Raw genomic sequence first — 26087 nt, 5'->3', positions numbered from 1 at the left:
TCGTATTCTACGGGTGTCCTTCGTGCTGGCAGCAGGCAAGTGCCGCCTCGGCAAGGCTCCTCGTCCCAGGCATCCACCTCATCCATCCACCTCTGACGCGCGCGCGGCCGACCCACCGCACCCGCCCCGCGTTGACGACCTTCGCCGGGCAGGATAGGCGGCGCGTCATGGCGCGCGCACCTCTTCTGCAACTCTCCGACATTTCCCTTACCTTCGGCGGTAACCCCGTCTTCGACGGGCTGTCCCTCACCGTCCAGCAGGGCGACCGGCTGGCGCTTGTCGGGCGCAACGGGTCGGGCAAGTCCACCCTGATGAAGGTCATGGCGGGCCTGGTCGAGGCCGACCGGGGGGAGGTCGTGACGCCCGCGGGCACCAGTGTCGGCTACATGGAACAGGACCCCGACCTGTCGGGCTTCGCGACGCTGGGCGAGTTCGCCGCCGCCGGGCTCGCACCGGGCGAGGATTACCTTGTCGATGTCGCGGCCGAGGGGCTGAAGTTCGATCCGCACCGGCCGGTCGCCACCGCCTCGGGCGGCGAACGCAGGCGGGCGGCGCTCGCGCGGCTGCTGGCGCAGGCGCCCGACCTGATGCTGCTCGACGAGCCGACCAACCATCTCGACATCCAGGCGATCGGCTGGCTAGAACGGCAGCTGGCCGAGACCCGCGCGGCCTTCGTCCTCATCAGCCACGACCGCGCCTTCCTGCGCGCGCTCGCGCGCTCCACGCTGTGGATCGACCGCGGCGAGGTGCGCCGGCAGGACAAGGGGTTTGAGGCGTTCGAGGACTGGCGCGAGGCGACCTGGGCCGCCGAGGACGAGGCGCGCCACAAGCTCGACCGCAAGATCAAGGCCGAGGGGCGTTGGGCGGTCGAGGGCATCAGCGCCCGGCGCAAGCGCAACCAGGGCCGGGTCCGCGCGCTGGCGGCGCTGCGGCAGGAACGCTCGTCCCAGATCCGGCGGCAAGGGACGGCCGCGATGGCCTTCGACAGCGGCGTGCAGTCGGGCAAGCGGGTGATCGAGGCCCGCGACATCTCGAAGTCGTTCGGCGACCGGATGATCCTGCGCCCGTTCGACCTGCGCGTGCAGCGCGGCGACCGGATCGCCTTTGTGGGCCCGAACGGCGCGGGCAAGACGACGCTGATCCGCATGCTCACGGGCGAGATTGCGCCCGACACCGGCACCGTCGTTCACGGCACCAACCTGCAGATCGCGGTCTTCGACCAGAACCGCTCGGCGCTGGATGAAAACGTCAGCCTTTGGGAATCGCTGACCGGCGATCCCGAGATGCGCGTGGGCGGGCGCGCCGACCAGGTGATGGTGCGCGGCCAGCCCCGGCATGTCGTGGGATACCTCAAGGATTTCCTGTTCGACGACGCGCAGGTGCGGGCACCGGTGGGCAGCCTGTCGGGCGGCGAAAAGGCGCGCCTGCTGCTGGCGCGGATCATGGCGAAGCCGTCGAACCTGCTGGTGCTGGACGAGCCGACCAACGATCTTGATATCGAGACGCTGGACCTGCTGCAGGACATTCTGGGCGACTACGACGGGACCGTGCTGCTGGTGAGCCACGACCGCGACTTCATCGACCGCGTGGCCGACACCACCATCGCGATGGAAGGCGACGGGCGTGCCACGACCTATGCCGGCGGCTGGACCGACTATCTTGCGCAGCGGCAGGACGACGCGGGGCCGCAGGCGTCGGTGGCCGTGCGCACGGCGACCGGATCGGCCGCAGCGGCAGCGGCGCCCGCTAAATCGCGGGCCGCGAAGCTGTCCTTCACCGAACGGCACCGGCTCGAGACGCTGCCGGGCGAACTGGCCCGGCTTGAGGCCGAGATCGCGAAGCTGGGCGAGTTCCTGGCCGATCCGCAGCTTTATTCCGCCCAGCCCGCCAAGTTCGCCAAGGCGACCGAGGCGCTGTCCGAACGCCAGCGCGCGCTGGCCTCGGCAGAGGACGAATGGCTGGCGCTGGCCGAGCGCGACGACGCCTGACAGACCCGCGGCCGGCGCGTTCGTTTCGTTTGACTTGGCCGCGCGATTGGGGCATAGAGGCCGCGTCCGGCCGGGGCTTCGCCCGTGGCCTGACTTTTGTTTCCACACATCCCGCACAAGGGGTGCGCTGTCTGACGGCGGGCTTTGGCCCGAAACATCCGGTTTCCGACCGGGGGCCACAGGACGCGGCAGATGAAAGAAGACACGATGTTCGCAGTCCTCAAGACGGGCGGCAAGCAGTACCGGGTTCAGGCCGGTGACGTGCTGCGCGTCGAGAAGCTGGACGCCGAAGCCGGCGACAAGGTCCAGTTCAACGATATCCTGATGATCGGCAGCACCATCGGTGCGCCCATGGTGTCCGGCGCCGGCGTGGTGGCCGAGGTCATCGACACCATCAAGGCCGACAAGGTCATCACCTACCACAAGCGCCGCCGGAAGCACTCGTCGCAGCGCACCCGCGGGCATCGCCAGCAGCTGACGCTGCTGCGCGTCACCGACCTGCTGGAATCCGGCGCCGATTCGTCCGACGTCAAGGCGGCGACGGGTGCCCGGATCGCGCGGCGCGCCTATGCCGCGGGCGTGAACGGCGGCACTGCCGCCGCAGCCGTCACCACCGCATAAGGAGCGCTGAACCATGGCACACAAGAAAGCAGGCGGTTCTTCCCGCAACGGTCGCGACTCCGCCGGTCGTCGTCTCGGCGTCAAGCTGTTCGGCGGCCAGGCCGCGATCGCCGGCAACATCATCGTCCGCCAGCGCGGCACGCAATGGTGGCCGGGGGCCAATGTCGGCATGGGCAAGGACCACACGCTGTTCGCGCTGGTCGATGGTCACGTGACCTTCAAGAAGGGCCTGAAGGGCCGCACGTTCATTTCCGTGCAGCCCGCCGCGCAGGCCGCCCAGTAAGGCAACCGCACACCGAAGGGCAGGGGGATCGGCTCGGCCGGTCCCCCTGCTCATTTCCCGGTTCCGCCGACACGCCCCTTGGGGGTTCGTTCACCAACAGGATCATCGATGGCCGATCTAGCGCTCGCCCGTCACGCCGCCCCGCTTACCCCTGCCGCGCACAAGGGCGCGGACCAGCCCACCATCCAGGCGGGTCGGTTCACGCTGCGTCCGTTGCGGGTGTCGGATGCGGGGCTGATCGCGCATTACACCGCCGACCGCCGTCTGGCCGAAGGCACGCGCGCGATCCCGCACCCGCTGCCCCCCGGCGCGGCACAGGGCTACGTCGAGCGCGCGATGGACGCGGGTCGCGACGAGGATGTGTGGGCGATCGACGGCTCGACCTCGGACCAGTGCGAGATGGTGGGGGTCGTGTCGCTGACCCGGCTCGAGGACGAGCAGTCCGAACTGGGCTTCTGGATCGGCGCGGGGTTCTGGAACACGGGATTCGCGACCGAGGCCGTGCAGGCGCTGGTCGCGGCCAATCCGCACGATGCGCGGACGCTGTTCGCCGAGGCGTTTCAGGACAATCCCGGATCGGCCAAGGTGCTGACGAACTGCGGCTTCGCCTATCTGGGCGACGCGGAAAGCTGGTCGGTCGCGCGCGGCGCGCGAGTGCCGACCTGGACCTATCTACGGCGTATGCGCTGACCCGCGCCGCGCCTGCGCCTTTGCTGAGGCACCGTTTCAGCGCTGAAGGGTGATGCCGTTCAGCCCGCCGCTGACGGTAACGCTGCCGATGCTGCGCAGCTCGACCGTGCTGATGGGCATCGCCGCGGTGATCGTGTCGGCGCCGGGCTGGGCCGCCCGGGCCGCGTCGGCCGACCCCTCGGGCGGCGGCGAGGCCAGCAATTGCAGCCGCAGGACCCCGTCGGCATCCGGCACGATCCGCCCCGCTGGCTGCGAGGTCTGGTTCACCAGCGCCGCGTCGTGCCACCCCTTCGTGGGCGCGATCGCGGTGACGACCAGCAGGCGCCCTTCGTTCAGCGGCTCCCACCGGGCGGACAGGATCTGCGCCACGGGCGTGCGCGCATCGACCTTGCCGTAGCCGCCTTCGGGCTCCAGCGTCTTGGGCGCGCGCGACGACAGGGGCGAGGTGATCCACGTCACCGGATTCCAGCGGCTGCCGCCACCGCCCCCATCGCCAGCCGAACGGCCGCCGCCGCAGGCGGACAGGACCCCGGCCGCGCAGACCAGCACCACGAGCGCCTTTGCGGACGCGATCGGCGGATAGCGGCGGGTGTGCGTCATGGTGCGGGCCCTCGAACGTGAACTCCTGCCGGTGATAGGCGATCGGGGCGCGACCGGAAAGGGGGCGCTTTGACCATCGCCGGTGGCGGGTCTAGAACGGCGGCCAAGCCGAAAGGAACCCGCATGGCCTCCCCCGCCTTTGAAACGCTCGTCGAGGATTTCGCCTTTCTGGACGACTGGGAAGATCGCTATCGCCACGTGATTGAACTGGGCAAGGCGATGGCGCCGATGGACGAGGCGCTGAAGGTGCCCGCGACCAAGGTCGAGGGCTGCGCGAGTCAGGTCTGGATCCAGCCCGTCGTGGATGGCGGCCGGTTCGATTTCCAGGGCGACAGCGACGCGCTGATCGTGCGCGGCCTGATCGCGGTGCTGCACGAGCTGTACGCCGGCTTGCCGGTCGCGGACGCGGCCCGCGTGGATGCGACGGCGGAACTCGGGCGCCTGAACCTGCAGGACCACCTGTCGGCGCAGCGGTCGAACGGCCTGAGGGCGATGGTGGAGCGATTGCGCGCCCACGCCGCCGCGGCGGCCTGACGGCGCGCCCGACGTCGGCTTCGATCCCGACCGTATCAGGCCTGGTCCAGAGCCGCCTCGACCGCCTGCACGATCCGGGGATCGTCGGGTACGGTGTCGGGGGCGAAGCGCGCGATGACGCGCCCATCGCGGCCGATCAGGAACTTCTCGAAGTTCCACATCACCTCGGGCGCGTCGTTCACCGACAGCCCGTGCTTTTCCAGCCCGGCGCGCATCCCGCCTTCGTCCTCGCGCCGGGGGCGCGCCGCGATCAGCGCCGCATACAGCGCCTGCTTGTCGGCCCCCGCGACGGGCGCCTTGGCGAACAGGGGAAAGGTCACGTCGAAGGTGCCGCTGCAGAAGTCGGCGATCTCGGCATCGGTCCCGGGTTCCTGCCCGAGGAAGTCGTTGGCAGGGAAGCCCAGCACGACGAACCCCCGGTCGCGGTAGCGGCGATACAACGCCTCGAGCGCGTCGTACTGCCCGGTCAGGCCGCATTTCGACGCGACGTTGACGACCAGCCGGACCTGACCGGCCCAGTCGTCCAGCGTGGCGTCGCTGCCATCGTTGCGGGTCAGCGCTATGTCGTGAAGCTCGGTCATGTCTTGGGTCCTCTGCCGGTGATCCATCCTCCGCCCAGCACGCGGGTGCTGCCCGGATCGTAAAACACGCAGGCCTGTCCGGGGCTGACTCCCTCCTCGGCCTCGATCAGTTCGACCTCGGCCCGGCCGGGGCCGGCGGGGCGCAGGACTGCCGCGCGGGGCGGGCGGGTCGATCGGATGCGGACCGCGATCTCGCGCTCGGGCATGGATGCAAGCTCGCCCTCGCCCAGCCAGTTCACCTCGGCCACGCGGACGATGGTCGTGGCCAGCGCCTCGCGCGGGCCCACGACGACGCGGCGCGTGTCGGGTTCAAGTCTGACGACATACAGCGGCTCGCCCAGTCCTCCGATCGCTAGGCCGCGGCGCTGGCCGATCGTGTAGTGGATGACGCCGCGGTGGCGGCCCAGCACGTTGCCGTCCATGTCCACGATCTCGCCCGGATCGGCCGCGCCGGGGCGCAGCTTTTCGATCACGCTGGCGTAGTTGCCGTTCGGGACGAAGCAGATGTCCTGGCTGTCGGGCTTGTCAGCGACGCCGAGGCCGTAGCGCGCGGCCAGCGCCCGCGTCTCGGCCTTGCTTGCCAGGCCGCCCAGCGGAAAGCGCAGGAACTCGAGCTGTTCGGGCGTGGTCGAGAACAGGAAATAGCTCTGGTCGCGGTTGGGGTCGCTGGCCATGTGCAGCTCGGCCCCGCCCGCGCCCGCGCGCCGCTGGATGTAGTGGCCGGTCGCCATGCAGTCGGCGTCAAGGTCGCGCGCGGTTTCCAGAAGATCGCGGAACTTGACCCGCTCGTTGCAGCGGATGCAGGGCACGGGCGTCGCCCCGGCAAGATAGGCGTCGGCGAACTCCTCGATCACCGATTCGCGGAACTTGTTCTCGTAGTCGAGGACGTAGTGCGGAAACCCGATCCGTTCGGCCACCCGGCGCGCGTCGTGAATGTCCTGACCCGCGCAGCATGCGCCCTTCTTGGCCAGGGCCGCGCCATGATCGTAAAGCTGCAGCGTCACGCCGATCACGTCGTAACCTTCCTCGGCCAGCATCGCGGCCACGACCGAACTGTCGACGCCGCCAGACATGGCCACGACCACGCGCGTCTCGGCCGGCGGCTTTGCGAAGCCCAGCGAATTGACGGCGATGCTGTCGCCCGGAACCGGGGTCGAGATGGTCATGCGGCTGATCCTTGAGGCGGGCGGCGTGGGACTCTCGCGCCGAATGCGACAAAATATAGGAAAATGCGGCAAAGACTCAACCCGCAGCGGCGTTCCGCGTTCACCCGGATTTAAGCGCCATGCCCGCATGGTCGTCCGATCAGAACGAGGCGATGTTTCATGTATGTACGCAAGGCCACGGGCCGACGCACCGCAACCCTGCCGGACGGCAGCATCCTGACCCAGGCCGACCTGCCGGCGGCCGATACGCGCTGGGTTGCGCGCCGCAAGCTGACGGTCGTGCAGGCGATCCGTTACGGGCTGATAAAGCGCGAGGACGCGATCGACCGCTATCAACTCACGGTTGAGGAACTGGATGCATGGACGGCGGCCGTGCAGGGGCCGGGACCGGACGCGCTGAAAGTCACGACGATCCAGAAATATCGCCACACGACAGCGGATTGAGTGCTATAGGCGGGTTCTCGCTAACCGCAAATTAACCAATTGCGGGCACAACGGCAGCGGGAACGGCAGAAAGGACACGTCATGCGAATCCTGTTGGTCGAGGATGATCCGGCAACTGCGCGCAGCATCGAGCTGATGCTGACGCATGCCAGCTTCAACGTCTATCGCACGGATCTCGGCGAGGAATGCGTGGACCTGGCGAAGCTGTACGACTACGACCTGATCCTTCTGGATCTGGACCTGCCCGACATGAACGGGATGGAGGTTCTGCGCCAGATCCGCCTGTCGCGGATCGACACGCCGGTCCTGATCCTGACCGGGTCGGACGACACCGAAAGCAAGCTCAAGGGGTTCGGCTTCGGCGCCGACGACTACATGACGAAGCCCTTCCACCGCGACGAGCTGATCGCCCGCATCCAGGCCATCATCCGCCGCTCGAAAGGGCACAGCCAGGCCGTGATCCAGACCGGGCGGATGGTTGTGAACCTCGATTCGCGCTCGGTCGAGGTCGAGGGGCGGTCGGTGAACCTGACCGGCAAGGAATACCAGATCCTAGAACTTCTGAGCCTGCGCAAGGGCACCACGCTGACCAAGGAGATGTTCCTCAACCATCTCTACGGCGGCATGGACGAGCCCGAGCTGAAGATCATTGACGTGTTCATCTGCAAGCTGCGCAAGAAGCTGTCCGAGGCGCTGGGCGGCGACAACCACATCGATACGGTGTGGGGCCGCGGCTACGTCCTGCGCGACCCGCACGAGGCGTCTGCTTCGGAACAGATCGCGCTGAGGGCCTGACCCGGACCGGCGCAGGCGCCCCCGAAGGCTTGCCGGCGGGCTGCTGTCCGGGGTTGCTGGCCGGTGGACAACCCGGCCGCGCGGCCTTTATCACGAGGGCGGGCCCGGTCGGACGGGCGCACACGCGGGACTGATCGGGGCAGGCGGGTGACGGACAAGCGTGACGGGCCAAGGCGCGGCCGCAAGACGGACCGCGCCACCGCGAAGGGCGCTGGCGGCGGGCTGGACGGCAAGGCGACCGCCGACACGGCGGCCGAGGCGGCCGACAGCTCCGCCGACGTGGGCGTTGTTCCTGCCGCGGCGCGGACTGGCGCGGCCACCCTGGCCGGACCGGACGACGTGACGCGCGCGCGGATTGACGATCTCGCCCGCCGGGTCGAGCAGGCCAACGCAGACTATCACGGCGCCGATGCGCCCACGATCGACGACGCCGATTACGATGCTCTCAAGCGCGAACTGGCCACGCTCGAAGCCGAGTTTCCCTATCTCGCCCGCGTCGATTCCCCCACGGGCAAGGTAGGCGCCGCCCCGTCCGAGGCGTTTCGCAAGGTCGCGCATTCCGTCCGCATGATGTCGCTCGAGAATGCGTTCTCGGCGCAGGACGTCGCCGAGTTCGTGGCCCGGGTGCGGTCGTTCCTGAACATTCCCGCCGACGCCACCCTCGCCTTTACGGCCGAACCCAAGATCGACGGCCTGTCATTGGCGATCCGTTACGAAAACGGGCGGCTCGTGCAGGCGGCGACCCGCGGCGACGGCACGACGGGCGAGGACGTGACGGCGAATGCGCTGATGATCCGCGACTTGCCCAGGGAACTGACGGGCGATGCCGTACCCGAGTTGGTCGAGGTCCGGGGCGAGGTCTACATGACCCACGCGGATTTCGCGGCCCTGAACCAGGGCGGCGAGGGGCGGGTGTTCGCGAACCCACGCAACGCCGCGGGCGGCGCGCTGCGCCAGCTCGACCCCGCCGTGACCGCGCGCCGGCCGCTGCATTTCTTCGCCTATGGCTGGGGGGCGCTGTCCGCGCCGCTCGCCGCCACCCAGTCCGGCGCGGTCGAACGGCTGCGCGGCTTCGGGTTCACGACCAACCCGCTCACCCGCGTCTGCCACACCACCGACGACCTGATCGCCGCCTGGACCGATATCGAGCAGCGCCGCGCGACGCTTGGCTACGACATCGACGGCGTCGTCTACAAGGTGGATGAGCTCGCGCTGCAGACCCGGCTTGGCTTTCGGTCCACCACGCCGCGCTGGGCGCTCGCCCACAAGTTCCCGGCCCAGACCGCTTGGACCCGCCTCGACCGGATCGAGATACAGGTCGGCCGCACCGGCGCGCTGTCGCCCGTCGCGAGGCTTACCCCGGTGACCGTGGGCGGGGTCGTGGTGTCGAACGCCACGCTTCACAATGAGGATTACATCGCCGGCCGGGCCGCCGACGGCACCCCGATCCGCGACGGCGCGGACATTCGCGAGGGGGACTGGGTCCGCGTCTATCGCGCGGGCGACGTGATCCCCAAGATCGACGCGGTCGACATGGACCGCCGCACACCGGACTCGGTGCCCTACGCCTTTCCGCAGCTCTGCCCGGCCTGCGGGTCCGAGGCGGTGCGTGAACCCGCCGACGCGGTCCGCCGCTGCACCGGCGGCATCGCCTGCCCGGCGCAGGCGATCGAAAAGCTGCGCCACTTCGTTTCGCGCGCGGCCTTCGACATCGAGGGGCTGGGCAGCCGCCAGGTCGAGGCGTTCTACGCCGCAGGCTGGATCGCCGAGCCTGCCGACATCTTCGCGCTGTCGCGCCACCGCGACGCGCTGCTTGGGACGCCGGGCTACGGGGAAAAATCGGTGACCGCGCTTCTGGCCGGGATCGAGGAACGGCGGGTGATCGCGCTCGACCGGCTGATCTTCGCGCTGGGTATCCGCCATGTCGGCGAGCAGGCGGCCCGGCTTTTGGCGCGGCGCTATCACGACTGGCCCGCCTTCGTCGCCGCGATGGACGCCGCGCATGACGAGGGGTCGGACGCCTGGCGCGACCTGATCGCGATCGAAGGCGTGGGCGCGGTGCTCGCCCGATCGCTCGTGACCTCGTTCGCGCAGGACGGGGAGCGCGCCGCGATCGACCGGCTGGTGGCGCAGCTGTCCGACATCGAGCCGGTCGAGGCGCCCAGCATCGAGGGCAGCCCCATCGCGGGCCTCACGCTCGTCTTCACCGGCACGCTGGAACGGATGACCCGGGCCGAGGCGAAGGTCCGGGCCGAGGCGATGGGGGCGAAGGTCGCAGGCTCGGTCTCGGCCCGCACAGACCTGCTGGTCGCGGGCCCGGGGGCGGGGTCCAAGGCGAAAAAGGCGGCCGAGCTGGGCGTCAGGGTCATCGACGAAGACGAATGGCTGAAGATCGCGCAGGGTTGAACGGCCCGGTACAGGCCGAGGCGGGCGAGGCCGGGCCGCGCGCGGTGCCGAAGGGCCGCCCGCCGCAGCTTTTCCCGCTGTTCGCCGCCGCCGACACGTTGCCCGGCATCGGCCCCAAAGCGGCCGCGTCGCTGTCGTCGCTGGACGTGGCGCGGCCGCGCGACCTGCTGCTGACGCTGCCCCATGCGGGCGTCACCCGCCGCAGCGTCGGGCGGCTCGCCGATCTGCGCCCGCCCGAGATTGCGACCGTGACCGTCACCGTCGGCCGCCATCATCCGCCCGCGACGCGCGGTCGGCCGTGGCGGGTCGTCTGTTCGGACGGGACCGGCGATTTGACGCTCGTGTTCTTCAACGCGCGGCGCGAGTGGATCGAATCGCATCTGCCGACCGGGCAGACGCGGGTCCTGTCGGGCAAGGTCGAGCTGTTCGACGGCCTGGCGCAGATGGTCCATCCCGACCACATCCTCCGCCCGACCGATCCGCCCCCTGCCGGGTTCGAGCCGGTCTATCCGCTCGCCGGCAGCCTGACGCAGAAGGTCATGGCCAAGGCCGCCGCCGCCGCGCTGGAACGGGTGCCGCCGCTGCCCGAATGGATCGACGCCGCGCTTCTGGCGCAGAAGGGGTGGCCGGACTGGCCCGCCGCGCTTGCGGCCGCCCACGCGCCCGCGTCGTTCGACGACCTGTCGCCCGATGCGACGGCGCGTGCCCGGCTGGCCTATGACGAGCTGCTCGCCCATCAGATGACGCTGGCGCTGGTCCGCCGCGACCGGCGGCGCGCGCCCGGCCGCGCGACCGTGGGTGACGGCGCGCTGCGCGGGCGCGTCCTTGCGGGTCTGCCCTGGCCCCCCACCGGGGCGCAGAAGCGCGCGGTGGACGAGATCGCGGCGGATATGGGCGCGGCCCAGCGGATGAACCGGCTGCTGCAGGGCGATGTCGGCGCGGGCAAGACGCTGGTTGCGTTCATGGCGCTGCTGATCGCGGCCGAGGCGGGCGGGCAGGGTGTCCTGATGGCCCCGACCGAAATCCTCGCGCGCCAGCACCTGGCCGCGCTGACGCCGCTGGCCGCGCTCGCGGGCGTCAGGATCGCCGCGCTTACCGGGCGCGACAAGGGCGAGGATCGGGCGGCGATCCTGCGCGATCTGGCGGCGGGGACTACTCAGGTCCTCGTCGGCACCCACGCCGTGTTCCAGCGCGAAGTGGCGTTCCACGACCTTCGCCTGGCGGTGATCGACGAGCAGCACCGGTTCGGCGTGACCCAGCGGCTGGAGCTTGCGGGCAAGGGGCGCGAGGCGCCGCCCGACATGCTGGTGATGACGGCGACGCCGATCCCGCGCAGCCTCGCGCTGGCGCAATTCGGGGACATGGAGCTGTCGGTGCTGGACGAAAAGCCGCCCGGGCGGCAGCCGATCACGACCATCGTGCTGCCTGACGACCGGCTGGCCGAGGTGACGGGGCGGCTGCGGGCTGCGCTTGGCGACGGGGCGCGCGCCTATTGGGTCTGCCCGCTGGTCGAGGAAAGCGAGACGGTGGACCTGACGGCGGCGCAGGACCGATTCGTCCGCCTGCGGGCCGAGTTCGGGGACGCCGTGCGGCTGGTCCACGGGCAGATGCCGGTCGAGGCGCGGGACGCGGCGATGGCGGAGTTCGCTGTGGGACGCGCGCAGCTTCTGGTCGCGACCACGGTGATCGAGGTCGGCGTGGACGTGCCGCAGGCGACGATCATGGTGATCGAGCGGGCGGAAAGCTTCGGTCTGGCGCAGCTTCACCAGCTGCGCGGCCGGGTCGGGCGGGGCAGTGGACGGTCCACCTGCGTGCTGCTGTACCAGGATCCGCTGAACGAGACCGGGCGGCGTCGGCTGCAGATCCTGCGCGAGACCGAAGACGGCTTTCGGATCGCCGAAGAGGATCTGGCGATGCGCGGCGCGGGCGACGTTCTGGGGACCGCGCAGTCGGGCCTGCCCCGGTTCAGGGTAGCCGATCTGGAGCGGCAGGGGGCGCTGCTTGCGCTTGCCCGCAGCGACGCGCGCGCGCTGCTGGAACGCGACCCACAACTGGCGTCACCGCGCGGGCAGGCGATCCGGGCGCTGTTGTGCTTCATGGAACAGGACAGGGCGATCCGCCTGATGTCGGCGGGGTAAGACAAAGTTCTTAAAATGTTCTTTACAGCGAACGGCCGGCGTGGAACAAAGGGGCAACATCGCAAAGGGAGATTGACCCCATGTTCAGCAAGACCCCGTTCAACGAAGCCTTGGCCGACATCCTCGCCGTCGCCGCGCTGTCCGTGACCACGATCACCGTCTTGTGGCTGCCGGGGTTCATCGCGCTCGGCTGATTTTTCGCTTTCTGCCGCGTCGACCTTGCTGCCGCGCTTCTTTCCGGACGCAGCCGCCTGTTCCCCTGTCGGTCACGCGTGACTTGCCGGCCCTGTTCTTCGGGCCGGCTTTTTTCATTCCTGCCGTCCGGCATCCCCGATCGCGCCCAGGACCGCATCCCACGCCAGGAGGATCGAGGCGTGGCGGTTGGGAAAGGCGCGGGCGGGCGTCAGCACCTCGAGCCCGTCGAAGGGCGCGGGCGGAACGGGCCCCCCGTCGGTCAGCATCGCCGCCAGCGCGTTGCGCGCGACCGACAGTTCCGGCCCGGTGCGGCCGATCGCGACCTGTCCCAGCAGCGCGGCCGAGGCTTGCCCCAGCGCGCAGGCCCGCACCTCCTGCGCAAACTCGGCGACGCGGCCGTCCTCGACAACCACCTGCGCGGTTACGGTCGATCCGCATAGCGGCGACCGGCGACTGGCGCTGCCCGTGGGCGCGGGCAGGCGGCCGAGATGGGGGATGTCGGACGCGAGCGCCAGTATGCGGCGCGAATAAAGCGCCATCAGGTCGTCGTCGATCGCAGCCGCTGCGGCATCCGGCATGGCATTCCCCTTGCGCGTGTCAGGGCGTAGATAGGAACGCCGCCGCCCGATGGAAAGCCGAAGGGACCATTGATGTTCGATGCAGACAGCCTGACCTACGACGCCGCCGGCCTGATCCCCGCCATTGCCCAGGATCACGTGAGCGGTGAGGTGCTGATGCTCGCCTGGATGAACGCGGACGCGGTTCGCAAGACGCTTGAGGAAGGGCGCGTAACCTATTGGTCTCGCTCGCGTCAGTCGTTCTGGACCAAGGGCGACGCTTCGGGCCACGTGCAGCGGCTTGTCGAAATGCGGGTCGACTGCGACCGCGATTGCCTGCTGCTGGTCGTGGACCAGACCGGGCCCACCTGCCACACCAACCGGCGAAGCTGCTTTTACACCGCTGTCCGGGACGGGGCCGAAGTCGAGCTGATGGCGCCTCAGCCGGCGACCAGCTGACGGATATCGTCCGGGCTGGCGCCTTGCGCGCGGTAGAGCGACAGCGCCCGCGCGTCGTCGCGCTTGGCAAGGCGCTTGCCGGCTTCGTCCCGGATCAGCCGGTGGTGATGGTAGAGCGGCTGCGGAAGCTTCAGCAATTCTTGCAGAACGGCGTGGATGAATGTCGATTCGAAAAGATCCTCGCCGCGCGTGACGACCGTGATTCCCTGCGCGGCGTCGTCCACCACGACCGCGAGGTGATAGGACGTGCCCATGTCGCGCCGCGCCAGCGCCACGTCGCCGATGGTGGCGGCGAATGCGGCCGCCGTGATGCGGTGGGGGCCGGCGACCGCCTCGTCGTCGAACCCGACGTGGGTTGCGCCCAGCAGATCGAAGGCGCGGGCCGCGTCCAGGCGGATCGCGTCGTGGGGGTCGGCATCGCGCATGCTGCGGCCGCGGCAGGTGCCGGGATAGACGAGGCCGTCGGGGCCGATAATCTCCGCGCCCTCCTGCGGCGCGCTGAGCGCGGCGCGGATGTCGGCCCGGCGGCAACGGCAGGGATAGGTGACGCCAAGCGCCGCCAGCCGGTCCAGCGCGTCGGCATAGGCGGGCAGGCGGTCCGACTGGCGCATGACCGGCAGCGGCCAGTCGAGGCCGAGCCAGCGAAGGTCGGTCTCGATCGCCCGTTCCCATTCGGGGCGGCAGCGCGAGCGGTCGATATCCTCGATCCGCAGCAGGAACTCGCCGGGATCGGCCAGGCGGGCGGCGGTCAGCGCGGCGTAGGCGTGGCCCAGATGCAGCGGCCCCGTGGGCGACGGCGCGAAGCGGGTGCGTCTTAGCCCTGCGCGGCCAGCCATGCGGTGAAGTCCTGCTTGGCGCGTTCTGTATAGGCGGGGTAGCGGGCGGCGCGGCCACGGCGGCCGCCCTTCGCCTCGACCGGGGGGAACAGGCCGAAGTTGACGTTCATGGGCTGGAACGTCTTGGCCTCGGCCCCGCCGGTGATGTGGTGGATCAGCGCGCCCATCGCCGTGGTCCCGTCAGGCGGGGCCAGGTCGCGCCCCAGCGCCTGCGCGGCGGCCATACGGCCCGCGAGCAGCCCCATCGCGGCGCTTTCGACGTAGCCTTCGACCCCCGTGACCTGACCCGCGAAGCGCAGGTGCGGCGCGCCGCGCAGGCGCATTCGGTCGTCGAGCAGCGTGGGGGAATTGAGGAAGCTGTTGCGGTGGATCCCGCCCAGCCGGGCGAAGGCCGCGTCCCGCAGGCCGGGGATGCGGCGGAACACCTCGGTTTGTGCGCCGTACTTCATCTTGGTCTGGAAGCCGACGATGTTGTACAGCGTTCCCAAGGCGTTATCGCGGCGAAGCTGAACCACCGCGTAGGGTTTCTGGGCCGGGTCGTGGGCGTTCGTCAGCCCGACCGGCTTCATCGGTCCGTGCCGCAGCGTCTCGCGCCCACGCTCGGCCATGACCTCGATCGGCAGGCAGCCGTCAAAGTACCCCGCCGTCTCGCCCTCGTGGAACTCGGCCTTGTCGGCGGCCAGCAGCGCGTCGATGAAGCCTTCGTAGTCTTCGCGCGTCATCGGGCAGTTGATATAGGCGGTGCGCTCTTCCTCGGTCTCGCCCTTGTCGTAGCGCGACTGCCGCCAAGCGACCGACATGTCGATGCTGTCGGCGTGGACGATGGGGGCGATCGCGTCGAAGAACGCCAGCGCATCGGCCCCGGTCCGCGCGCGGATCGACTGCGCCAGCGCGTCAGAGGTCAGCGGCCCGGTCGCCACGATCCAGTTGCCGGATGCGGGAAGGTCGCGCACCTCGGCCCGGTCGAAGGTGACGAGCGGATGCGCCTCAAGCGCCTCGGTCACGGCGGCGGAGAACGCGTCGCGGTCCACCGCCAGCGCGCCGCCCGCGGGCAGCTTGTGGCGGTCGGCGGTCGCCATGATCAACCCGCCCGCCGCCCGCATCTCCCAGTGCAGCTGCCCGACCGCGTTCATCACGTCGTCGTCCGAGCGGAAGCTGTTCGAGCACACCATCTCGGCGCAATCGCCGGTCCGGTGGGCGAAGGTCGCGACGTGGGGGCGCATCTCGTGCAGGACCACCGGCACGCCCGCCCGGGCCACCTGCCACGCGGCCTCGGACCCGGCAAGGCCTGCGCCGACGATGTGGACGGGTTCGGTCATGGGGCTTGTCCCGTGGGGCGAAGGGTGGCGAAAGGCAAGGCGGGTTGCTATCAGTCCGCGCGACCGCCCGCAAGGATCGAGCCGTGCCGCAGCCCCCCGCCGACCCCAACACGCCGCCCGACAAGCGACCGCAGCCGGCGGTCGAGACCTTCACCATCGACGGGGCGGTGATCGAGGTGCCGACGGACGCGCTGGTGCCGCGCTTGCGCGGGCGGCTGATGGATGGCGGCTACGAGGGGCACGAACGGGCGCTGCTGCGCACCCATCTGCGGCCCGGCGACCGGGTGCTGGACTTGGGTGCGGGCGCGGGTCTGGTCAGCATCACGGCGGCGCGGATCGTGGGGGCGGTGAACGTTACCTCGGTCGAGGCGAACCCGGCCATGCTGCGCCACCTGCGGCGCAACCTGCGCCGGAACGTGGGCGCCGAGGGGACGGTGCTGCACATGGCGGTCGTGGGCGACGACGACACCCGCGACACCATCGACCTGCATGTGCATCCGGGGTTCTGGAGCGCGTCGACCCTGCCGCGCCGTGCGCAGAACGCGCATTCGTGCAGCGTCAAGGCAAAGCCCATCGGCAAGCTGATCCGCCGATCGGGCGCGACCGCGATCGCGATGGATGTCGAAGGGGCGGAAGAACAGGTGCTGGCGACGCCGTTGCCCGGACAGGTGCGGCTGCTGGTCGTCGAGATGCACCCGGCGCTTTATGGCGAGCCTGCGCGCGACGCGATCCTGCGGCGGCTGGCGGCGCAAGGCTTCACCGACGTGGGCGGGCGGCGCACGGAAGAGGTTTTCGTGCTGGCGCGGGGCGGCTGAACCGGGCCGATCGGGCGCGGACATGAAAAAGGGCGGCCCGGGCGGCCGCCCTTCGCGTTCGTGTGGTGTGCCGGGATTACTCGGCGGTCGCGGCCTCGTCTGCCTCGGCCGCTTCGCCCTCGGCCTCGGTCGAGGCGGCGTCTTCGGACGCGCGCAGGCCCGAGGGGGCGGCGATGTTCGCGATCACGAAGTTGCGGTCGATGGTCGGACGCACGCCTTTCGGCAGCGCGATGTCGTTGATGTGGATCGAATCACCGATCTCGCGCCCGGTCAGGTCCACGGTGATGTGGTCCGGGATCTCGGACGCGGTCACCATCAGCTCGACCTCGGGGCGGACGACGACCAGCGTGCCGCCGCGCTTGAGGCCCGGGGCCTCTTCCTGGTTGTCGAACTGCACGTGGATGAACAGGTTGATCCGCGTGTTGCGGTGCAGGCGCATCAGGTCGATATGCGTCGGCAGGTCCTTGACCACGTCGCGCTGGACGCCGCGGCAGATGACGCGCACGTCGTCCTGGCCCTCGACCTTCAGGTTCCACAGCGTGGACATGAAGCGACCGGCGCGCAGCTTGGTCAGCAGGGGGTTGAAGTCGATCTGGATCGGCTGCGGGTCTTTCCCGTCGCCGTAGACGATACCGGGCACCTTGCCTTCGCGGCGAGCTTGACGGGCGGCCCCCTTGCCTGTCCCCGTGCGTGCCTCGGCCACCAGATCTGGGATCTCTTTGGCCATGATGGTTCCTTTCAGGTTGAAGCCGGCCATCCTCCAAGGGTGCATGGTCGGCAAGCCCGCGCGTATAGGGACGCCGGGCCTGCAAGGCAAGCGGTTTTGGCAGGGAACCCGGCGCAACCGGGTGCGGCGTCCGCGCGTTCGGCGGGCGACGTCAGCACGGGGGAAACGACCATGGCGCATGTCGAGGCATCGGACGGCACGACCATCCACGTCAGGGACTGGGGCGCGGGCCGCCCGGTGGTGCTGATCCACGGCTGGCCGCTCAACGCCGACAGCTGGGAGCCGCAGATCCTCGCGCTCAGGGACGCGGGCTATCGCGTGGTGAGCTACGACCGGCGCGGCTTCGGCCGCTCCGGCCAGCCGGCGCAGGGCTACGACTACGACACGCTGGCCGACGACCTTGACGCGGTGATGCGGGGGCCGTCGCTGGACGACGCGGTGCTGGTCGGGTTTTCCATGGGCGGCGGCGAGATCGCGCGCTACATGTCCCGCCACCGGGGGCGCGGGGTGTCGGCGGTGGCGTTCGTGTCATCGGTCGCGCCGGGTCTGCCGAAGTCGGCGGCCAACCCCGACGGCATCACCGAAAAGGACATCGGGCCGATCAAGGCGGGCATCGCCGAGGACCGGGCCGAGTTCCTGCGCGGCTTCTTCAAGATGTTCTATGGCGTCGGCACCTTCCGCAAGCCGGTGAGCCAGGGCGTGCTAGACTGGACCTGGGGCATGGCCATGCAGGCGAGCCCGATCGCCACGCTGGCCTGCGTGGACGCGTTCGGCCTGACGGATTTCACTTCCGACGTGGACGCGATTTCCTGCCCCGCGCTGATCCTGCACGGCACCGCCGACCAGAACGTCCCGCACAAGGCGACCGGGCTGCGGCTGTCGAAGCTGCTGCCGCAGGCGCGCTATGCCGAATACGACGGCGCGCCGCACGGGGTGCTGGCGACGAACGCGGACGAGGTGAACCGCGACCTGCTGGCGTTCCTGCGCGAGGTCTGAGCGTCAGACGTAGTCCCGGCCCCACTCGGCGGGCACCAGCACGTTGTGCCGGCCGACGTTGCGGATGTCGCGCTCGCCGCAAAGCGCCATGGTCACGTCCAGTTCCTTGCGGATCACGTCCAGCGCGGCGGTGACGCCGGGCTGGCCCATCGCGCCCAGGCCATGCAGCCACGCCCGCCCGATCCAGGTCGCGTGCGCGCCGAGCGCCAGCGCCTTCAGCACGTCCTGCCCCGACCGGATGCCGCTGTCCATGTGAACCTCGACCCGGTCGCCGACCGCGGCGACGATTTCCGGCAGCATGCGGATCGACGACAGCGCGCCGTCCAGTTGCCGGCCGCCGTGGTTCGACACGACGATCGCGTCGGCGCCGAAATCTGCCGCCTTCCGCGCGTCGTCGGCGTCGAGGATGCCCTTGAGGATCAGCTTGCCGCCCCACATGTCGCGGATCGCCGCGATCTTGGTCCAGTCGAGCTGGGTGTCGAACTGCTCGGCCGTCCAGGCGGCCAGGTTGCCCGCGTCGGTGACGCCCTTGGCATGGCCCACGATGTTGCCGAAGAAGCGCCGCTTCGTGCGTGCCATCTCGGACCCCCAGCGCAGCTTGGTGGCGAGGTTCATGAGCGTCGGCAGGGTGAACTTCGGCGGCGCGGACAGGCCGTTCTTCAGGTCCTTGTGCCGCTGGCCGAGGATCTGCAGGTCGAGGGTCAGGACCAGCGCGGAACAGTTCGCGCGCTTCGCCCGGTCGATGATCGCGGCAAGAAAATCCTGGTCGCGCATCACGTACAGCTGGAACATGAAGGGCGCGGTGGTGTGCCCGGCCACGTCCTCGATCGAACAGATCGACATGGTGGACAGGCAGAAGGGCACCCCGAACGCCTCGGCCGCGCGCGCGGCCTTGATCTCGCCGTCGGCCCGCTGCATGCCGGTCAGCCCGACCGGCGCGAGGCCCACCGGCATCGACACGGGCAGCCCAACGATGTCCCTCGCGAGGCTGCGGTTCGACATGTCCACGGCAACCTTCTGGCGCAGGCGGATCTTCTGGAAGTCGGTCGTGTTCTCGCGGAACGTCTGCTCGGTGTAGCTGCCCGACTCGGCATAGTCGTAGAACATGCGCGGCGTGTGCGCGCGGTGCATCCGCTTCAGGTCGTCGATGGATGTGATCACGGGCATTGCGGCGGGCCCTTTCGGCTTAGGATGGCGCGCAGGCCGGATCGGTCGAACCGGCGGGGCAGGTGGCGGCGTCTGCGGGTGCGGCGCCGGGTGAGGTGGCGCGCAGCGCGTCCGCGCGGGCGCGCAGGTCCGCGGCGCGCCCGGCAAGCGCGTCCGGTGCGTCGGGCGCGGCCGGGCGCGACGCGGCGGCGGCGGCCGCCCGCGCCTCAAGCTCGCCCCGCACCGCGTCGGGATCGGCGGCCGCGTCGGCGGCGTGCGCGGGAACGGCCGGATCGGCGGTCGCCACGTCGAGCGGCAGAAGCTGCGGATAGGCGCCTTCGTCCGCCGCGCCGCAGGCGGCAAGCGCGACGACGATCGGCAGCAGGAAGACAAGGCGGGGCGGGATGTTCATCGCCGTGAAGCATAAGCGCGCGCCCGCGTCGGCAGCAAGGCGCGGGAACGCCGCCGGCGTCGCAAATCGACCGGCGGCGCTTTCCGCCCTCGCGCGCCTGACCTAGAACCATTCGCATGGCACGCACCCAAGGCTCCCGCGCCGACATCACCGGCCCCCTCGTCCGCGAACATTCGCTGCGGCTGTTCGCGCGCCACGGCTATGCCGCCGTCAGCATGCGCCAGATCGCGGCCGAGGTGGGCGTGCAGGCGGGGGCGCTTTACGCCTATACCGACGACAAGCAGGCGCTGCTGGCGCAGCTGATGACCGGGCACATGGACCGGCTGCTGGCGGCGTGGTCGGACGATCCGGCGCTGCCGCCGCTCGCGCGGCTCGAACGCTTCACCCGGTTCCATATCGCCTATTCGCTCGATCACGCCGACGCCGTGTTCCTGAGCTACATGGAACTTCGCAACCTCAGCCCCGACAACCACGCCGCCGTTTCGGCGCTCAGGCGCCGCTACGAGGATCAGCTGGTCGCGATCCTGCGCGACGGGCAGGCGGCGGGGGTGATGGCGGTGCCCGACACGCGGCTGGCGGCGATGGCGCTGATCGCCATGCTGACCGGCGTCACGAACTGGTACCGCGAGGGCGGGCGGCTGGACCGCGACCGGGTCGGCGACATCTACTGGGACCTGGCGCGCGGCGCGGTCGGCGCCTGAACCGGCCACGTCCGGCGACTTGTCCCCGGCTTTCCTGCCCGCGCGCGGGGCCCGCCGCTTGCCCCCGGACGCGCGCGGGGGGATTATGGCGCCATGACCCTGCCCCCCGGTTTCCTTGACGAGCTTCGCGCCCGCGTGCCCCTGAGCCGGATCGTGGGGCGCAAGGTCGCGTGGGATCTGCGCAAGTCGAACCAGGCCAAGGGCGACTGGTGGGCGCCGTGCCCGTTCCACGGTGAAAAGACCGCCTCGTTCCACGCCGACGACCAGAAGGGGTTCTATTACTGCTTCGGCTGCCACGCGAAGGGCGACGCCGTGACATTCCTGCGCGAGGCCGAGGGAATGGGGTTCATGGACGCGGTCGCCGTGATGGCGTCCGAGGCCGGGATGCAGATGCCCGAACGCTCGCCCGAGAACCGGCAAAGGGCCGAGCGGCGGACCGAGCTGACCGACGTGCTGGAACGCGCGATGCGATGGTTTCGGATGCAGTTGCAGACCGGGGCCGGGGCGGCGGCGCGGGATTATCTCGCCAGTCGCGGGCTGGACCAGGCGGGGCAGGACCGGTTCGAGATCGGCTTTGCCCCCGACCAGCGCCAGGCGCTACTGCGCCACCTCAAGGAAGGCGGCGCGACCGAGGCGCAGGTGGTCGACGCCGGCCTCGCCGCCCGCCCCGACGACGGCGGCGCGGCCTATGACCGCTTTCGCGGCCGCATCATCTTCCCGATCCGCGACGCCCGTGGCCGCTGCATTTCCTTCGGCGGCCGGGCGATGGACCCGAACGCGCGGGCGAAATACCTCAACGGCCCGGAAACCGCGCTCTTCGACAAGGGCCGCAACCTCTACAACCTCGGGCCCGCGCGGGCGGCGGTGGCGAAGGGCCAGCCGCTGGTCGTGGCCGAGGGGTACATGGACGTGATCGCGCTGGTCCGCGCCGGGATCGAGGGCGCGGTCGCGCCACTGGGGACCGCGATCACCGAGGATCAGGTGCGGCTTCTCTGGCGCGTCTCGCCCGAGCCGGTGATCGCGCTGGACGGCGACGCGGCCGGGCTGCGGGCGGCGATGCGGCTCGTCGATCTGGTGCTGCCGCTGACCGGGCCCGGGCAGGCGCTGCGCTTTGCGCTGCTGCCGGCGGGGCAGGACCCCGACGACCTAATCCGGGCGTCGGGCGCGGGCGCGATGCGGGCGCTGGTCGAGGGGGCGCAGCCGCTGGTGGACCTTCTGTGGCTGCGCGAGACCGAGGGGCGGGTCTTTGACAGCCCCGAACGCCGCGCGGCACTGGAACGCACGCTGGCCGAGGCGGTGGCGCGCATCCCCGACCCCGCGACCCGCGACCATTACACCGCCGCCCTGAAGCGCAAGCGCTACGACCTGTTCGCGCCTGCGCGGACGCCCCGGCGCGAACGCGGCCCGGGCGGAAAGCAGGGCCGCGAACCCGCCGCCGGGCCGCCGCTGCCGCAGACCCGTGCGTCGCGCCTGGTCGCCGCCGATCCCGGCGACGCGCTGATCGAGGGGATGATCCTCGCGCTCTGCGCCCGCCACCCGGCGCTGGTCGATCAGGTCGAGGCGCGGCTGGAACGGATCCAGCCCGCCGATGCCGGGCGGGCCGCGCTGGTCCACGATCTTCTGTCGGGCCGGACGTCCGATCCGGGCCGGCGTGCCCTTGACGCGCTTCTTTCCGATCCCCATGTCCGCGCCCTGCCTGCGATATCCCAGCCCCGGACCTTCGGGGACGAGGCGCAGGCGGTGCTTCTGAACGCGCTCGACCGGCTCGAGTCCCGCCGCACCCAGCGCGACGAGATCGCGCGTGCCGAGGCCGAGATCGGCGGCCTTGCCGACGAGGGGCTGACCTGGCGGATGACCCAGTCGGCGCGGGCGCGCCAGCATGCCGACCACCCGTCGCTGTCCCATGACGGCGACTTCGGCGAGGACCGCGAGGCGCTGGCCGGCCAGTTGGCCGAGGCGTTGCGAAACGAGATCTGGCGCAAGCCGGGGCGATGACCGCGGCGACGGCGGATGATGGCAGCGGCTGGCGGAACCCGCCGGTTGCGGCTCTCGTTCTGCAATCGCCACCACGACAGGTTCCCCGCGGGGGCCGATGAGACGGGATCGAATCAGGTCCGAATCGCGTGCTGCGCACCGGGTTTTCCCGGCCTGCGGCAGATTGTAGAACACCCAGACGTGCGACCGATTCGAATCGCGATTCGGTTTGTGCGAATCACCTCTGAGGAGCCGTGATGGTCAAGGACGACGACGACAAGCCTGACACCAAGGACGACGAACACTCGCTCGACATGAGCCAGGCGGCCGTCAAGAAGATGATCGCCGATGCGCGCGAGCGTGGCTACATCACTTACGATCAGCTCAATACCGTCCTGCCGCCCGAGCAGGTCAGTTCCGAGCAGATCGAGGATGTCATGTCGATGCTGTCCGAGATGGGCATCAACGTGATCGAGGACGAGGAAGCCGAGGAAGGCGAGACCGGCGGTGCCGTGGTCCCCACCTCGTCGTCCCGTGAAGTCGCCGTCGCCGCGCCGGAAACCGAAAAGCTCGACCGCACCGACGACCCGGTGCGGATGTACCTGCGCGAGATGGGTTCCGTCGAGCTGCTGTCGCGCGAGGGCGAGATCGCCATCGCCAAGCGCATCGAGGCCGGCCGCAACACCATGATCGCGGGCCTCTGCGAAAGCCCGCTGACCTTCAAGGCCATCACGATGTGGCGGCAGGAGCTTTTGCAGGAAGACATCCTGCTGCGCGACGTGATCGACCTGGAAACCACCTTCGGCCGCTCGCTGGAAGATGACGGCGAGGTCGAGGTGGACCTGGCCGAGGGCCCGGCCGCCGCCACGGGCGACACCGACGGCGGGTCCGACGATCTGGACGCCGACGGCAACCCGATGCGCCGCGGCGACGACGAGGACGAGGACGACGAGGGCCAGAACCTGTCCCTCGCCGCGATGGAGGCGAGCCTCAAGCCGCGCGTGCTGGAAACGCTGGAAGCGATCGCGCTGCAGTACGAGCAGCTGGCGCACATGCAGGACAACCGCATGTCCGCGACGCTGAACGAGGACGGCACCTTCACCGCCAAGGAAGAAGCGGCCTACCAGACGCTGCGTGCGACCATCGTGGCGCTGGTGAACGAACTGCACCTGCACAACAACCGGATCGAGGCGCTGGTCGACCAGATCTACGGCATCAACCGCCGCATCGTCACCATCGATTCCGGCATGGTGAAGCTGGCCGACGCGGCCCGGATCAACCGGCGCGAGTTCATCGACGCCTATCGCGGCTCGGAGCTTGATCCCGCCTGGTCGGACCGGATGGGCCAGAACAAGGGCCGGGGCTGGCAGGCGTTGTTCGACCGCTCTCGCGATCAGGTCGGCGCGCTGCGGACCGAGATGGCGATGGTCGGCCAGCACGTCGGCGTGGACATCGAAGAGTTCCGCCGGATCGTGAACCAGGTCCAGCGCGGCGAGAAAGAGGCGCGTCAGGCCAAGAAGGAAATGGTCGAGGCGAACCTGCGGCTGGTGATCTCCATCGCCAAGAAGTACACCAACCGTGGCCTTCAGTTCCTTGATCTCATTCAGGAAGGCAACATCGGCCTGATGAAGGCCGTGGACAAGTTCGAATACCGGCGCGGCTACAAGTTTTCGACCTACGCGACCTGGTGGATTCGGCAGGCGATCACCCGGTCGATCGCCGACCAGGCCCGCACGATCCGCATCCCGGTCCACATGATCGAGACCATCAACAAGCTGGTCCGCACCGGCCGCCAGATGCTGCACGAGATCGGCCGCGAACCGACCCCCGAGGAACTGGCCGAGAAACTCCAGATGCCGCTGGAAAAGGTTCGCAAGGTGATGAAGATCGCCAAGGAACCGATCTCCCTCGAAACCCCGATCGGGGACGAAGAAGACAGCCAGCTTGGCGATTTCATCGAGGACAAGAACGCCGTCCTGCCGCTGGATTCCGCCATTCAGGAGAACCTGAAGGAAACCACGACGCGGGTTCTGGCCAGCCTCACCCCGCGCGAGGAACGGGTCCTGCGGATGCGCTTCGGCATCGGCATGAACACCGACCACACGCTGGAAGAGGTCGGCCAGCAGTTCAGCGTCACCCGCGAACGCATCCGCCAGATCGAGGCAAAGGCGCTCAGGAAGCTGAAGCACCCCAGCCGGTCGCGCAAGTTGCGGTCGTTCCTGGACCAGTAAGGCGAGCGGTCGAAAAACGGGAAGGGGGTCGGGGCGCGTGCTGTATGAACACCAGTTCGACGCCAGCTTCGACCACCCCGCCTTCGACGGCACGCCGCGCGTCCTTCTGCTCGCCACGACGCCCCGCTGCGGCAGCCATTTCCTTGGCCACATCCTGTCGGCCGATGGCCGCTTCGGCTGCCCGTTCGAGTATCTGCACCCCTCGAACATGACGCGCTGGCGCGAGGTCCTTGGCCATCAGCGCGGTGCTCCGCTGATCCCCGCGCTCGCGTCACGCCGGACGAGCCCGCAGGGCATCTTCGCCGTCAAGGCGCACTGGCCGCATTTTTCGCGGCACTGGGGCAGGCAGCGCGGGGCGCTGGCGGCTCAGCCGGCGGCCGTCCTGCGGCTTTACCGGCGTGACATCCTGGCGCAGGCGGTGTCCTTCGACGTTGCCAGCCAGACCGGGCAGTGGATCTCGGCGCAGCCCGGCACCTGCGTCCCGACCTACCGGGCCGGCGGCATCCGCAGGCGCGCGGCCGAAATCAGGGCCGAGAACGCCGCCTGGACCGCCTGGACCGGGCGCAACCCCGACGTCCCGCAGATCGCCATCGCCTACGAGGATTTCGCGCGCGATCCCTCGAGCGATCTTCGACGGATCCGCGAACTGCTGCTGCCCGACGACCCGCGCGAGATCGCATTTACCGTCGCGACCGAGCGGCAGGCCAATCCGCTCAGCCGCAAGTTCATGGCGCGGTTCCGCGCCCGCGCGAAACCCGAGGACGCCTGGATGCTCGAGCCGCAGGACCTGCGGGCCTGACGCGGCTCAGGCGAAGCGGTCCAGATGCGCGGCGAATGCATCGACGAACGATTGCAGCAGCTTGCGCGTCGCGTCGTTCGTGCAGGTCGCGTCGTCGTAATCGTCCGGCTTCCACTGCAGATAGACCTCCGGCTGTCCGATGGCGACCAGCCCCAGCCCGTCCATCGCGGCCTTCAGGTGCGTCTGCGCCCCCAGCGTGCCCAGGACACCCGTCGAGGTGCCGGTGCAGGCGGCAGGTTTGCCCGCCAGCGAGGACTTTCCGTAAGGACGGCTGCACCAGTCGAAGGCGTTGGTCAGCAGGCCCGGAACGTTGCGGTTGTATTCCGGCGTGACGATCAGGGCGCCCGCCGTCGCCGCCACCTGTGCCTTCATCCGCATCACGGGATCAGGGGCCACGCCGTCGCTCCACAGGTCGTCGTTATAAAGCGGCAGATCGTCGATCCGGACGAACTCGAAGCTCAGGCGGTCACGGGCAAGCGCCTCGAGCACGCGGGCGTACTGCCGGTTGATCGATCCCCTGCGCAGCGAGCCGACGAAAACGGCGACGGTTCTGGTCATGGAAAACTCCGTTGGATTTTACGCAATCCAACCCGCGAGGTGGCTTGAGGTTTCGGACCAAATCGGGAACATGGACGCAATTGCCACGCCCGCCTGCGTGGGTTTGCCGACCTTGG

General features: G+C 69.8%; 26 protein-coding genes. 16 read left to right on the top strand and 10 right to left on the bottom strand.

The window, feature by feature from the left end:
• Positions 1 to 167: 167 nt before the first annotated feature.
• The 4 genes from FNF32_RS00295 to FNF32_RS00280 all read left to right on the top strand — a co-directional run bounded on the left by FNF32_RS00295 (position 168) and on the right by FNF32_RS00280 (position 3582).
• Positions 168 to 1988 (top strand): ABC-F family ATP-binding cassette domain-containing protein, encoded by a 1821-nt coding sequence (locus tag FNF32_RS00295; protein WP_131673556.1) that lies wholly within the window; start codon positions 168 to 170, stop codon positions 1986 to 1988.
• 207 nt (positions 1989 to 2195) lie between these two features.
• Positions 2196 to 2609 carry a 50S ribosomal protein L21 gene (gene rplU, locus FNF32_RS00290; protein ID WP_131673599.1) on the top strand — a complete coding sequence of 138 codons (414 nt, stop codon included), beginning with the start codon at positions 2196 to 2198 and terminating at the stop codon, positions 2607 to 2609.
• Positions 2610 to 2622: 13 nt separating this feature from the next.
• Positions 2623 to 2892, top strand: a complete 270-nt coding sequence (gene rpmA / locus FNF32_RS00285) for a 50S ribosomal protein L27 (protein ID WP_131673555.1) — start codon at positions 2623 to 2625, stop codon at positions 2890 to 2892.
• Between the two features lie 108 nt (positions 2893 to 3000).
• Positions 3001 to 3582, top strand: coding sequence for a GNAT family N-acetyltransferase (locus FNF32_RS00280; protein WP_131673554.1), 582 nt, complete (start codon positions 3001 to 3003; stop codon positions 3580 to 3582).
• 36 nt (positions 3583 to 3618) lie between these two features.
• Here FNF32_RS00280 and FNF32_RS00275 read toward each other — a convergent pair whose 3' ends face one another.
• Complete coding sequence (locus FNF32_RS00275; protein WP_131673553.1) at positions 3619 to 4182, bottom strand: hypothetical protein; 564 nt, start codon at positions 4180 to 4182, stop codon at positions 3619 to 3621.
• 123 nt (positions 4183 to 4305) lie between these two features.
• Between FNF32_RS00275 and FNF32_RS00270 the strand changes: the two genes are divergently transcribed.
• Complete coding sequence (locus FNF32_RS00270) at positions 4306 to 4716, top strand: SufE family protein (RefSeq protein WP_131673552.1); 411 nt, start codon at positions 4306 to 4308, stop codon at positions 4714 to 4716.
• Between the two features lie 35 nt (positions 4717 to 4751).
• Here FNF32_RS00270 and FNF32_RS00265 read toward each other — a convergent pair whose 3' ends face one another.
• Entirely contained in the window at positions 4752 to 5297 is a 546-nt protein-coding gene (locus FNF32_RS00265) for a glutathione peroxidase (protein ID WP_131673551.1), read from the bottom strand.
• The gene (gene mnmA / locus FNF32_RS00260; RefSeq protein ID WP_131673550.1) at positions 5294 to 6463 is read right to left on the bottom strand and encodes a tRNA 2-thiouridine(34) synthase MnmA; all 1170 of its coding nucleotides are present in this window, start codon (positions 6461 to 6463) and stop codon (positions 5294 to 5296) included. Before mnmA ends, FNF32_RS00265 begins: the two co-directional genes overlap by 4 nt.
• 159 nt (positions 6464 to 6622) lie before the next feature.
• Here mnmA and sciP point away from each other — a divergent pair, with 159 nt between their 5' ends.
• From sciP to recG, 4 genes are all read left to right on the top strand, one after another.
• Complete coding sequence (gene sciP / locus FNF32_RS00255; RefSeq protein ID WP_131673549.1) at positions 6623 to 6907, top strand: CtrA inhibitor SciP; 285 nt, start codon at positions 6623 to 6625, stop codon at positions 6905 to 6907.
• 81 nt (positions 6908 to 6988) lie between these two features.
• Positions 6989 to 7702, top strand: a complete 714-nt coding sequence (gene ctrA, locus FNF32_RS00250; RefSeq protein WP_131673548.1) for a response regulator transcription factor CtrA — start codon at positions 6989 to 6991, stop codon at positions 7700 to 7702.
• A 321-nt stretch (positions 7703 to 8023) separates the two neighbouring features.
• On the top strand, positions 8024 to 10108 hold the full coding sequence (gene ligA / locus FNF32_RS00245; RefSeq protein ID WP_131673598.1) for an NAD-dependent DNA ligase LigA: 2085 nt from the start codon (positions 8024 to 8026) through the stop codon (positions 10106 to 10108).
• Complete coding sequence (gene recG / locus FNF32_RS00240; protein WP_131673547.1) at positions 10084 to 12246, top strand: ATP-dependent DNA helicase RecG; 2163 nt, start codon at positions 10084 to 10086, stop codon at positions 12244 to 12246. Before ligA ends, recG begins: the two co-directional genes overlap by 25 nt.
• 308 nt (positions 12247 to 12554) lie before the next feature.
• On the opposite strand, the gene FNF32_RS00235 is transcribed toward recG, so the two are convergent.
• Positions 12555 to 13019, bottom strand: coding sequence for an iron-sulfur cluster assembly scaffold protein (locus tag FNF32_RS00235; protein WP_131673546.1), 465 nt, complete (start codon positions 13017 to 13019; stop codon positions 12555 to 12557).
• A 72-nt stretch (positions 13020 to 13091) separates the two neighbouring features.
• Here FNF32_RS00235 and hisI point away from each other — a divergent pair, with 72 nt between their 5' ends.
• Positions 13092 to 13457 (top strand): phosphoribosyl-AMP cyclohydrolase, encoded by a 366-nt coding sequence (gene hisI / locus FNF32_RS00230; RefSeq protein ID WP_425467862.1) that lies wholly within the window; start codon positions 13092 to 13094, stop codon positions 13455 to 13457.
• Here the strand turns inward: hisI and gluQRS are convergent.
• Both gluQRS and trmFO read right to left on the bottom strand, forming a co-directional pair.
• On the bottom strand, positions 13439 to 14293 hold the full coding sequence (gene gluQRS / locus FNF32_RS00225; protein ID WP_131673544.1) for a tRNA glutamyl-Q(34) synthetase GluQRS: 855 nt from the start codon (positions 14291 to 14293) through the stop codon (positions 13439 to 13441). The two genes, hisI and gluQRS, sit on opposite strands and share 19 nt — an antisense overlap.
• Positions 14272 to 15612 carry a methylenetetrahydrofolate--tRNA-(uracil(54)-C(5))-methyltransferase (FADH(2)-oxidizing) TrmFO gene (trmFO, locus tag FNF32_RS00220; RefSeq protein WP_131673543.1) on the bottom strand — a complete coding sequence of 447 codons (1341 nt, stop codon included), beginning with the start codon at positions 15610 to 15612 and terminating at the stop codon, positions 14272 to 14274. Before trmFO ends, gluQRS begins: the two co-directional genes overlap by 22 nt.
• A gap of 83 nt (positions 15613 to 15695) precedes the next feature.
• On the opposite strand from trmFO, the gene FNF32_RS00215 reads away from it, so the two are divergent.
• Complete coding sequence (locus FNF32_RS00215) at positions 15696 to 16427, top strand: FkbM family methyltransferase (RefSeq protein WP_131673542.1); 732 nt, start codon at positions 15696 to 15698, stop codon at positions 16425 to 16427.
• A gap of 76 nt (positions 16428 to 16503) precedes the next feature.
• On the opposite strand, the gene FNF32_RS00210 is transcribed toward FNF32_RS00215, so the two are convergent.
• Positions 16504 to 17154, bottom strand: coding sequence for a 50S ribosomal protein L25/general stress protein Ctc (locus tag FNF32_RS00210; RefSeq protein WP_131673541.1), 651 nt, complete (start codon positions 17152 to 17154; stop codon positions 16504 to 16506).
• Positions 17155 to 17325: 171 nt separating this feature from the next.
• Between FNF32_RS00210 and FNF32_RS00205 the strand changes: the two genes are divergently transcribed.
• Positions 17326 to 18150 carry an alpha/beta fold hydrolase gene (locus tag FNF32_RS00205; protein WP_131673597.1) on the top strand — a complete coding sequence of 275 codons (825 nt, stop codon included), beginning with the start codon at positions 17326 to 17328 and terminating at the stop codon, positions 18148 to 18150.
• Between the two features lie 3 nt (positions 18151 to 18153).
• Here FNF32_RS00205 and FNF32_RS00200 read toward each other — a convergent pair whose 3' ends face one another.
• Positions 18154 to 19317 (bottom strand): alpha-hydroxy acid oxidase, encoded by a 1164-nt coding sequence (locus tag FNF32_RS00200; RefSeq protein WP_131673540.1) that lies wholly within the window; start codon positions 19315 to 19317, stop codon positions 18154 to 18156.
• A 19-nt stretch (positions 19318 to 19336) separates the two neighbouring features.
• The gene (locus FNF32_RS00195; protein WP_185961802.1) at positions 19337 to 19708 is read right to left on the bottom strand and encodes a hypothetical protein; all 372 of its coding nucleotides are present in this window, start codon (positions 19706 to 19708) and stop codon (positions 19337 to 19339) included.
• A 116-nt stretch (positions 19709 to 19824) separates the two neighbouring features.
• Between FNF32_RS00195 and FNF32_RS00190 the strand changes: the two genes are divergently transcribed.
• The 4 genes from FNF32_RS00190 to FNF32_RS00175 all read left to right on the top strand — a co-directional run bounded on the left by FNF32_RS00190 (position 19825) and on the right by FNF32_RS00175 (position 25413).
• Entirely contained in the window at positions 19825 to 20409 is a 585-nt protein-coding gene (locus FNF32_RS00190; RefSeq protein WP_131675478.1) for a TetR/AcrR family transcriptional regulator, read from the top strand.
• Positions 20410 to 20502: 93 nt separating this feature from the next.
• Positions 20503 to 22404, top strand: a complete 1902-nt coding sequence (gene dnaG / locus FNF32_RS00185) for a DNA primase (RefSeq protein ID WP_131675479.1) — start codon at positions 20503 to 20505, stop codon at positions 22402 to 22404.
• A 233-nt stretch (positions 22405 to 22637) separates the two neighbouring features.
• Positions 22638 to 24614, top strand: a complete 1977-nt coding sequence (gene rpoD, locus FNF32_RS00180; RefSeq protein ID WP_131673147.1) for an RNA polymerase sigma factor RpoD — start codon at positions 22638 to 22640, stop codon at positions 24612 to 24614.
• A 37-nt stretch (positions 24615 to 24651) separates the two neighbouring features.
• A complete protein-coding gene (locus tag FNF32_RS00175; protein WP_131673146.1) occupies positions 24652 to 25413 on the top strand; it encodes a Stf0 family sulfotransferase in 762 nt (253 codons plus the stop codon).
• 6 nt (positions 25414 to 25419) lie between these two features.
• Here FNF32_RS00175 and FNF32_RS00170 read toward each other — a convergent pair whose 3' ends face one another.
• The gene (locus FNF32_RS00170; RefSeq protein WP_131673145.1) at positions 25420 to 25971 is read right to left on the bottom strand and encodes an NADPH-dependent FMN reductase; all 552 of its coding nucleotides are present in this window, start codon (positions 25969 to 25971) and stop codon (positions 25420 to 25422) included.
• Positions 25972 to 26087 lie beyond the last annotated feature (116 nt).

The sequence above is a fragment of the Paracoccus marinus genome (genome assembly GCF_007018965.1).
In the GTDB taxonomy this organism is placed as follows: domain Bacteria; phylum Pseudomonadota; class Alphaproteobacteria; order Rhodobacterales; family Rhodobacteraceae; genus Paracoccus; species Paracoccus marinus.
The sequence above is the reverse complement of the archived record's forward strand: the minus strand, read 5'-3'. Positions and strand labels throughout refer to the sequence as shown.

Excerpts from the sequence above, each read along its gene's own strand:
- ctrA (WP_131673548.1), top strand. The coding sequence starts at position 6,989 with ATGCGAATCCTGTTGGTCGAGGATGATCCGGCAACTGCGCGCAGCATC.
- FNF32_RS00205 (WP_131673597.1), top strand. The coding sequence starts at position 17,326 with ATGGCGCATGTCGAGGCATCGGACGGCACGACCATCCACGTCAGGGAC.
- dnaG (WP_131675479.1), top strand. The coding sequence starts at position 20,503 with ATGACCCTGCCCCCCGGTTTCCTTGACGAGCTTCGCGCCCGCGTGCCC.
- recG (WP_131673547.1), top strand. The coding sequence starts at position 10,084 with ATGGCTGAAGATCGCGCAGGGTTGAACGGCCCGGTACAGGCCGAGGCG.
- mnmA (WP_131673550.1), bottom strand. The coding sequence starts at position 6,463 with ATGACCATCTCGACCCCGGTTCCGGGCGACAGCATCGCCGTCAATTCG.
- FNF32_RS00190 (WP_131675478.1), top strand. The coding sequence starts at position 19,825 with ATGGCACGCACCCAAGGCTCCCGCGCCGACATCACCGGCCCCCTCGTC.
- FNF32_RS00235 (WP_131673546.1), bottom strand. The coding sequence starts at position 13,019 with ATGCCGGATGCCGCAGCGGCTGCGATCGACGACGACCTGATGGCGCTT.
- trmFO (WP_131673543.1), bottom strand. The coding sequence starts at position 15,612 with ATGACCGAACCCGTCCACATCGTCGGCGCAGGCCTTGCCGGGTCCGAG.
- FNF32_RS00200 (WP_131673540.1), bottom strand. The coding sequence starts at position 19,317 with ATGCCCGTGATCACATCCATCGACGACCTGAAGCGGATGCACCGCGCG.
- rplU (WP_131673599.1), top strand. The coding sequence starts at position 2,196 with ATGTTCGCAGTCCTCAAGACGGGCGGCAAGCAGTACCGGGTTCAGGCC.
- sciP (WP_131673549.1), top strand. The coding sequence starts at position 6,623 with ATGTATGTACGCAAGGCCACGGGCCGACGCACCGCAACCCTGCCGGAC.
- gluQRS (WP_131673544.1), bottom strand. The coding sequence starts at position 14,293 with ATGGCTGGCCGCGCAGGGCTAAGACGCACCCGCTTCGCGCCGTCGCCC.
- FNF32_RS00280 (WP_131673554.1), top strand. The coding sequence starts at position 3,001 with ATGGCCGATCTAGCGCTCGCCCGTCACGCCGCCCCGCTTACCCCTGCC.
- rpmA (WP_131673555.1), top strand. The coding sequence starts at position 2,623 with ATGGCACACAAGAAAGCAGGCGGTTCTTCCCGCAACGGTCGCGACTCC.
- FNF32_RS00170 (WP_131673145.1), bottom strand. The coding sequence starts at position 25,971 with ATGACCAGAACCGTCGCCGTTTTCGTCGGCTCGCTGCGCAGGGGATCG.
- FNF32_RS00295 (WP_131673556.1), top strand. The coding sequence starts at position 168 with ATGGCGCGCGCACCTCTTCTGCAACTCTCCGACATTTCCCTTACCTTC.
- FNF32_RS00195 (WP_185961802.1), bottom strand. The coding sequence starts at position 19,708 with ATGAACATCCCGCCCCGCCTTGTCTTCCTGCTGCCGATCGTCGTCGCG.
- hisI (WP_425467862.1), top strand. The coding sequence starts at position 13,092 with ATGTTCGATGCAGACAGCCTGACCTACGACGCCGCCGGCCTGATCCCC.
- FNF32_RS00265 (WP_131673551.1), bottom strand. The coding sequence starts at position 5,297 with ATGACCGAGCTTCACGACATAGCGCTGACCCGCAACGATGGCAGCGAC.
- FNF32_RS00210 (WP_131673541.1), bottom strand. The coding sequence starts at position 17,154 with ATGGCCAAAGAGATCCCAGATCTGGTGGCCGAGGCACGCACGGGGACA.
- FNF32_RS00275 (WP_131673553.1), bottom strand. The coding sequence starts at position 4,182 with ATGACGCACACCCGCCGCTATCCGCCGATCGCGTCCGCAAAGGCGCTC.
- FNF32_RS00270 (WP_131673552.1), top strand. The coding sequence starts at position 4,306 with ATGGCCTCCCCCGCCTTTGAAACGCTCGTCGAGGATTTCGCCTTTCTG.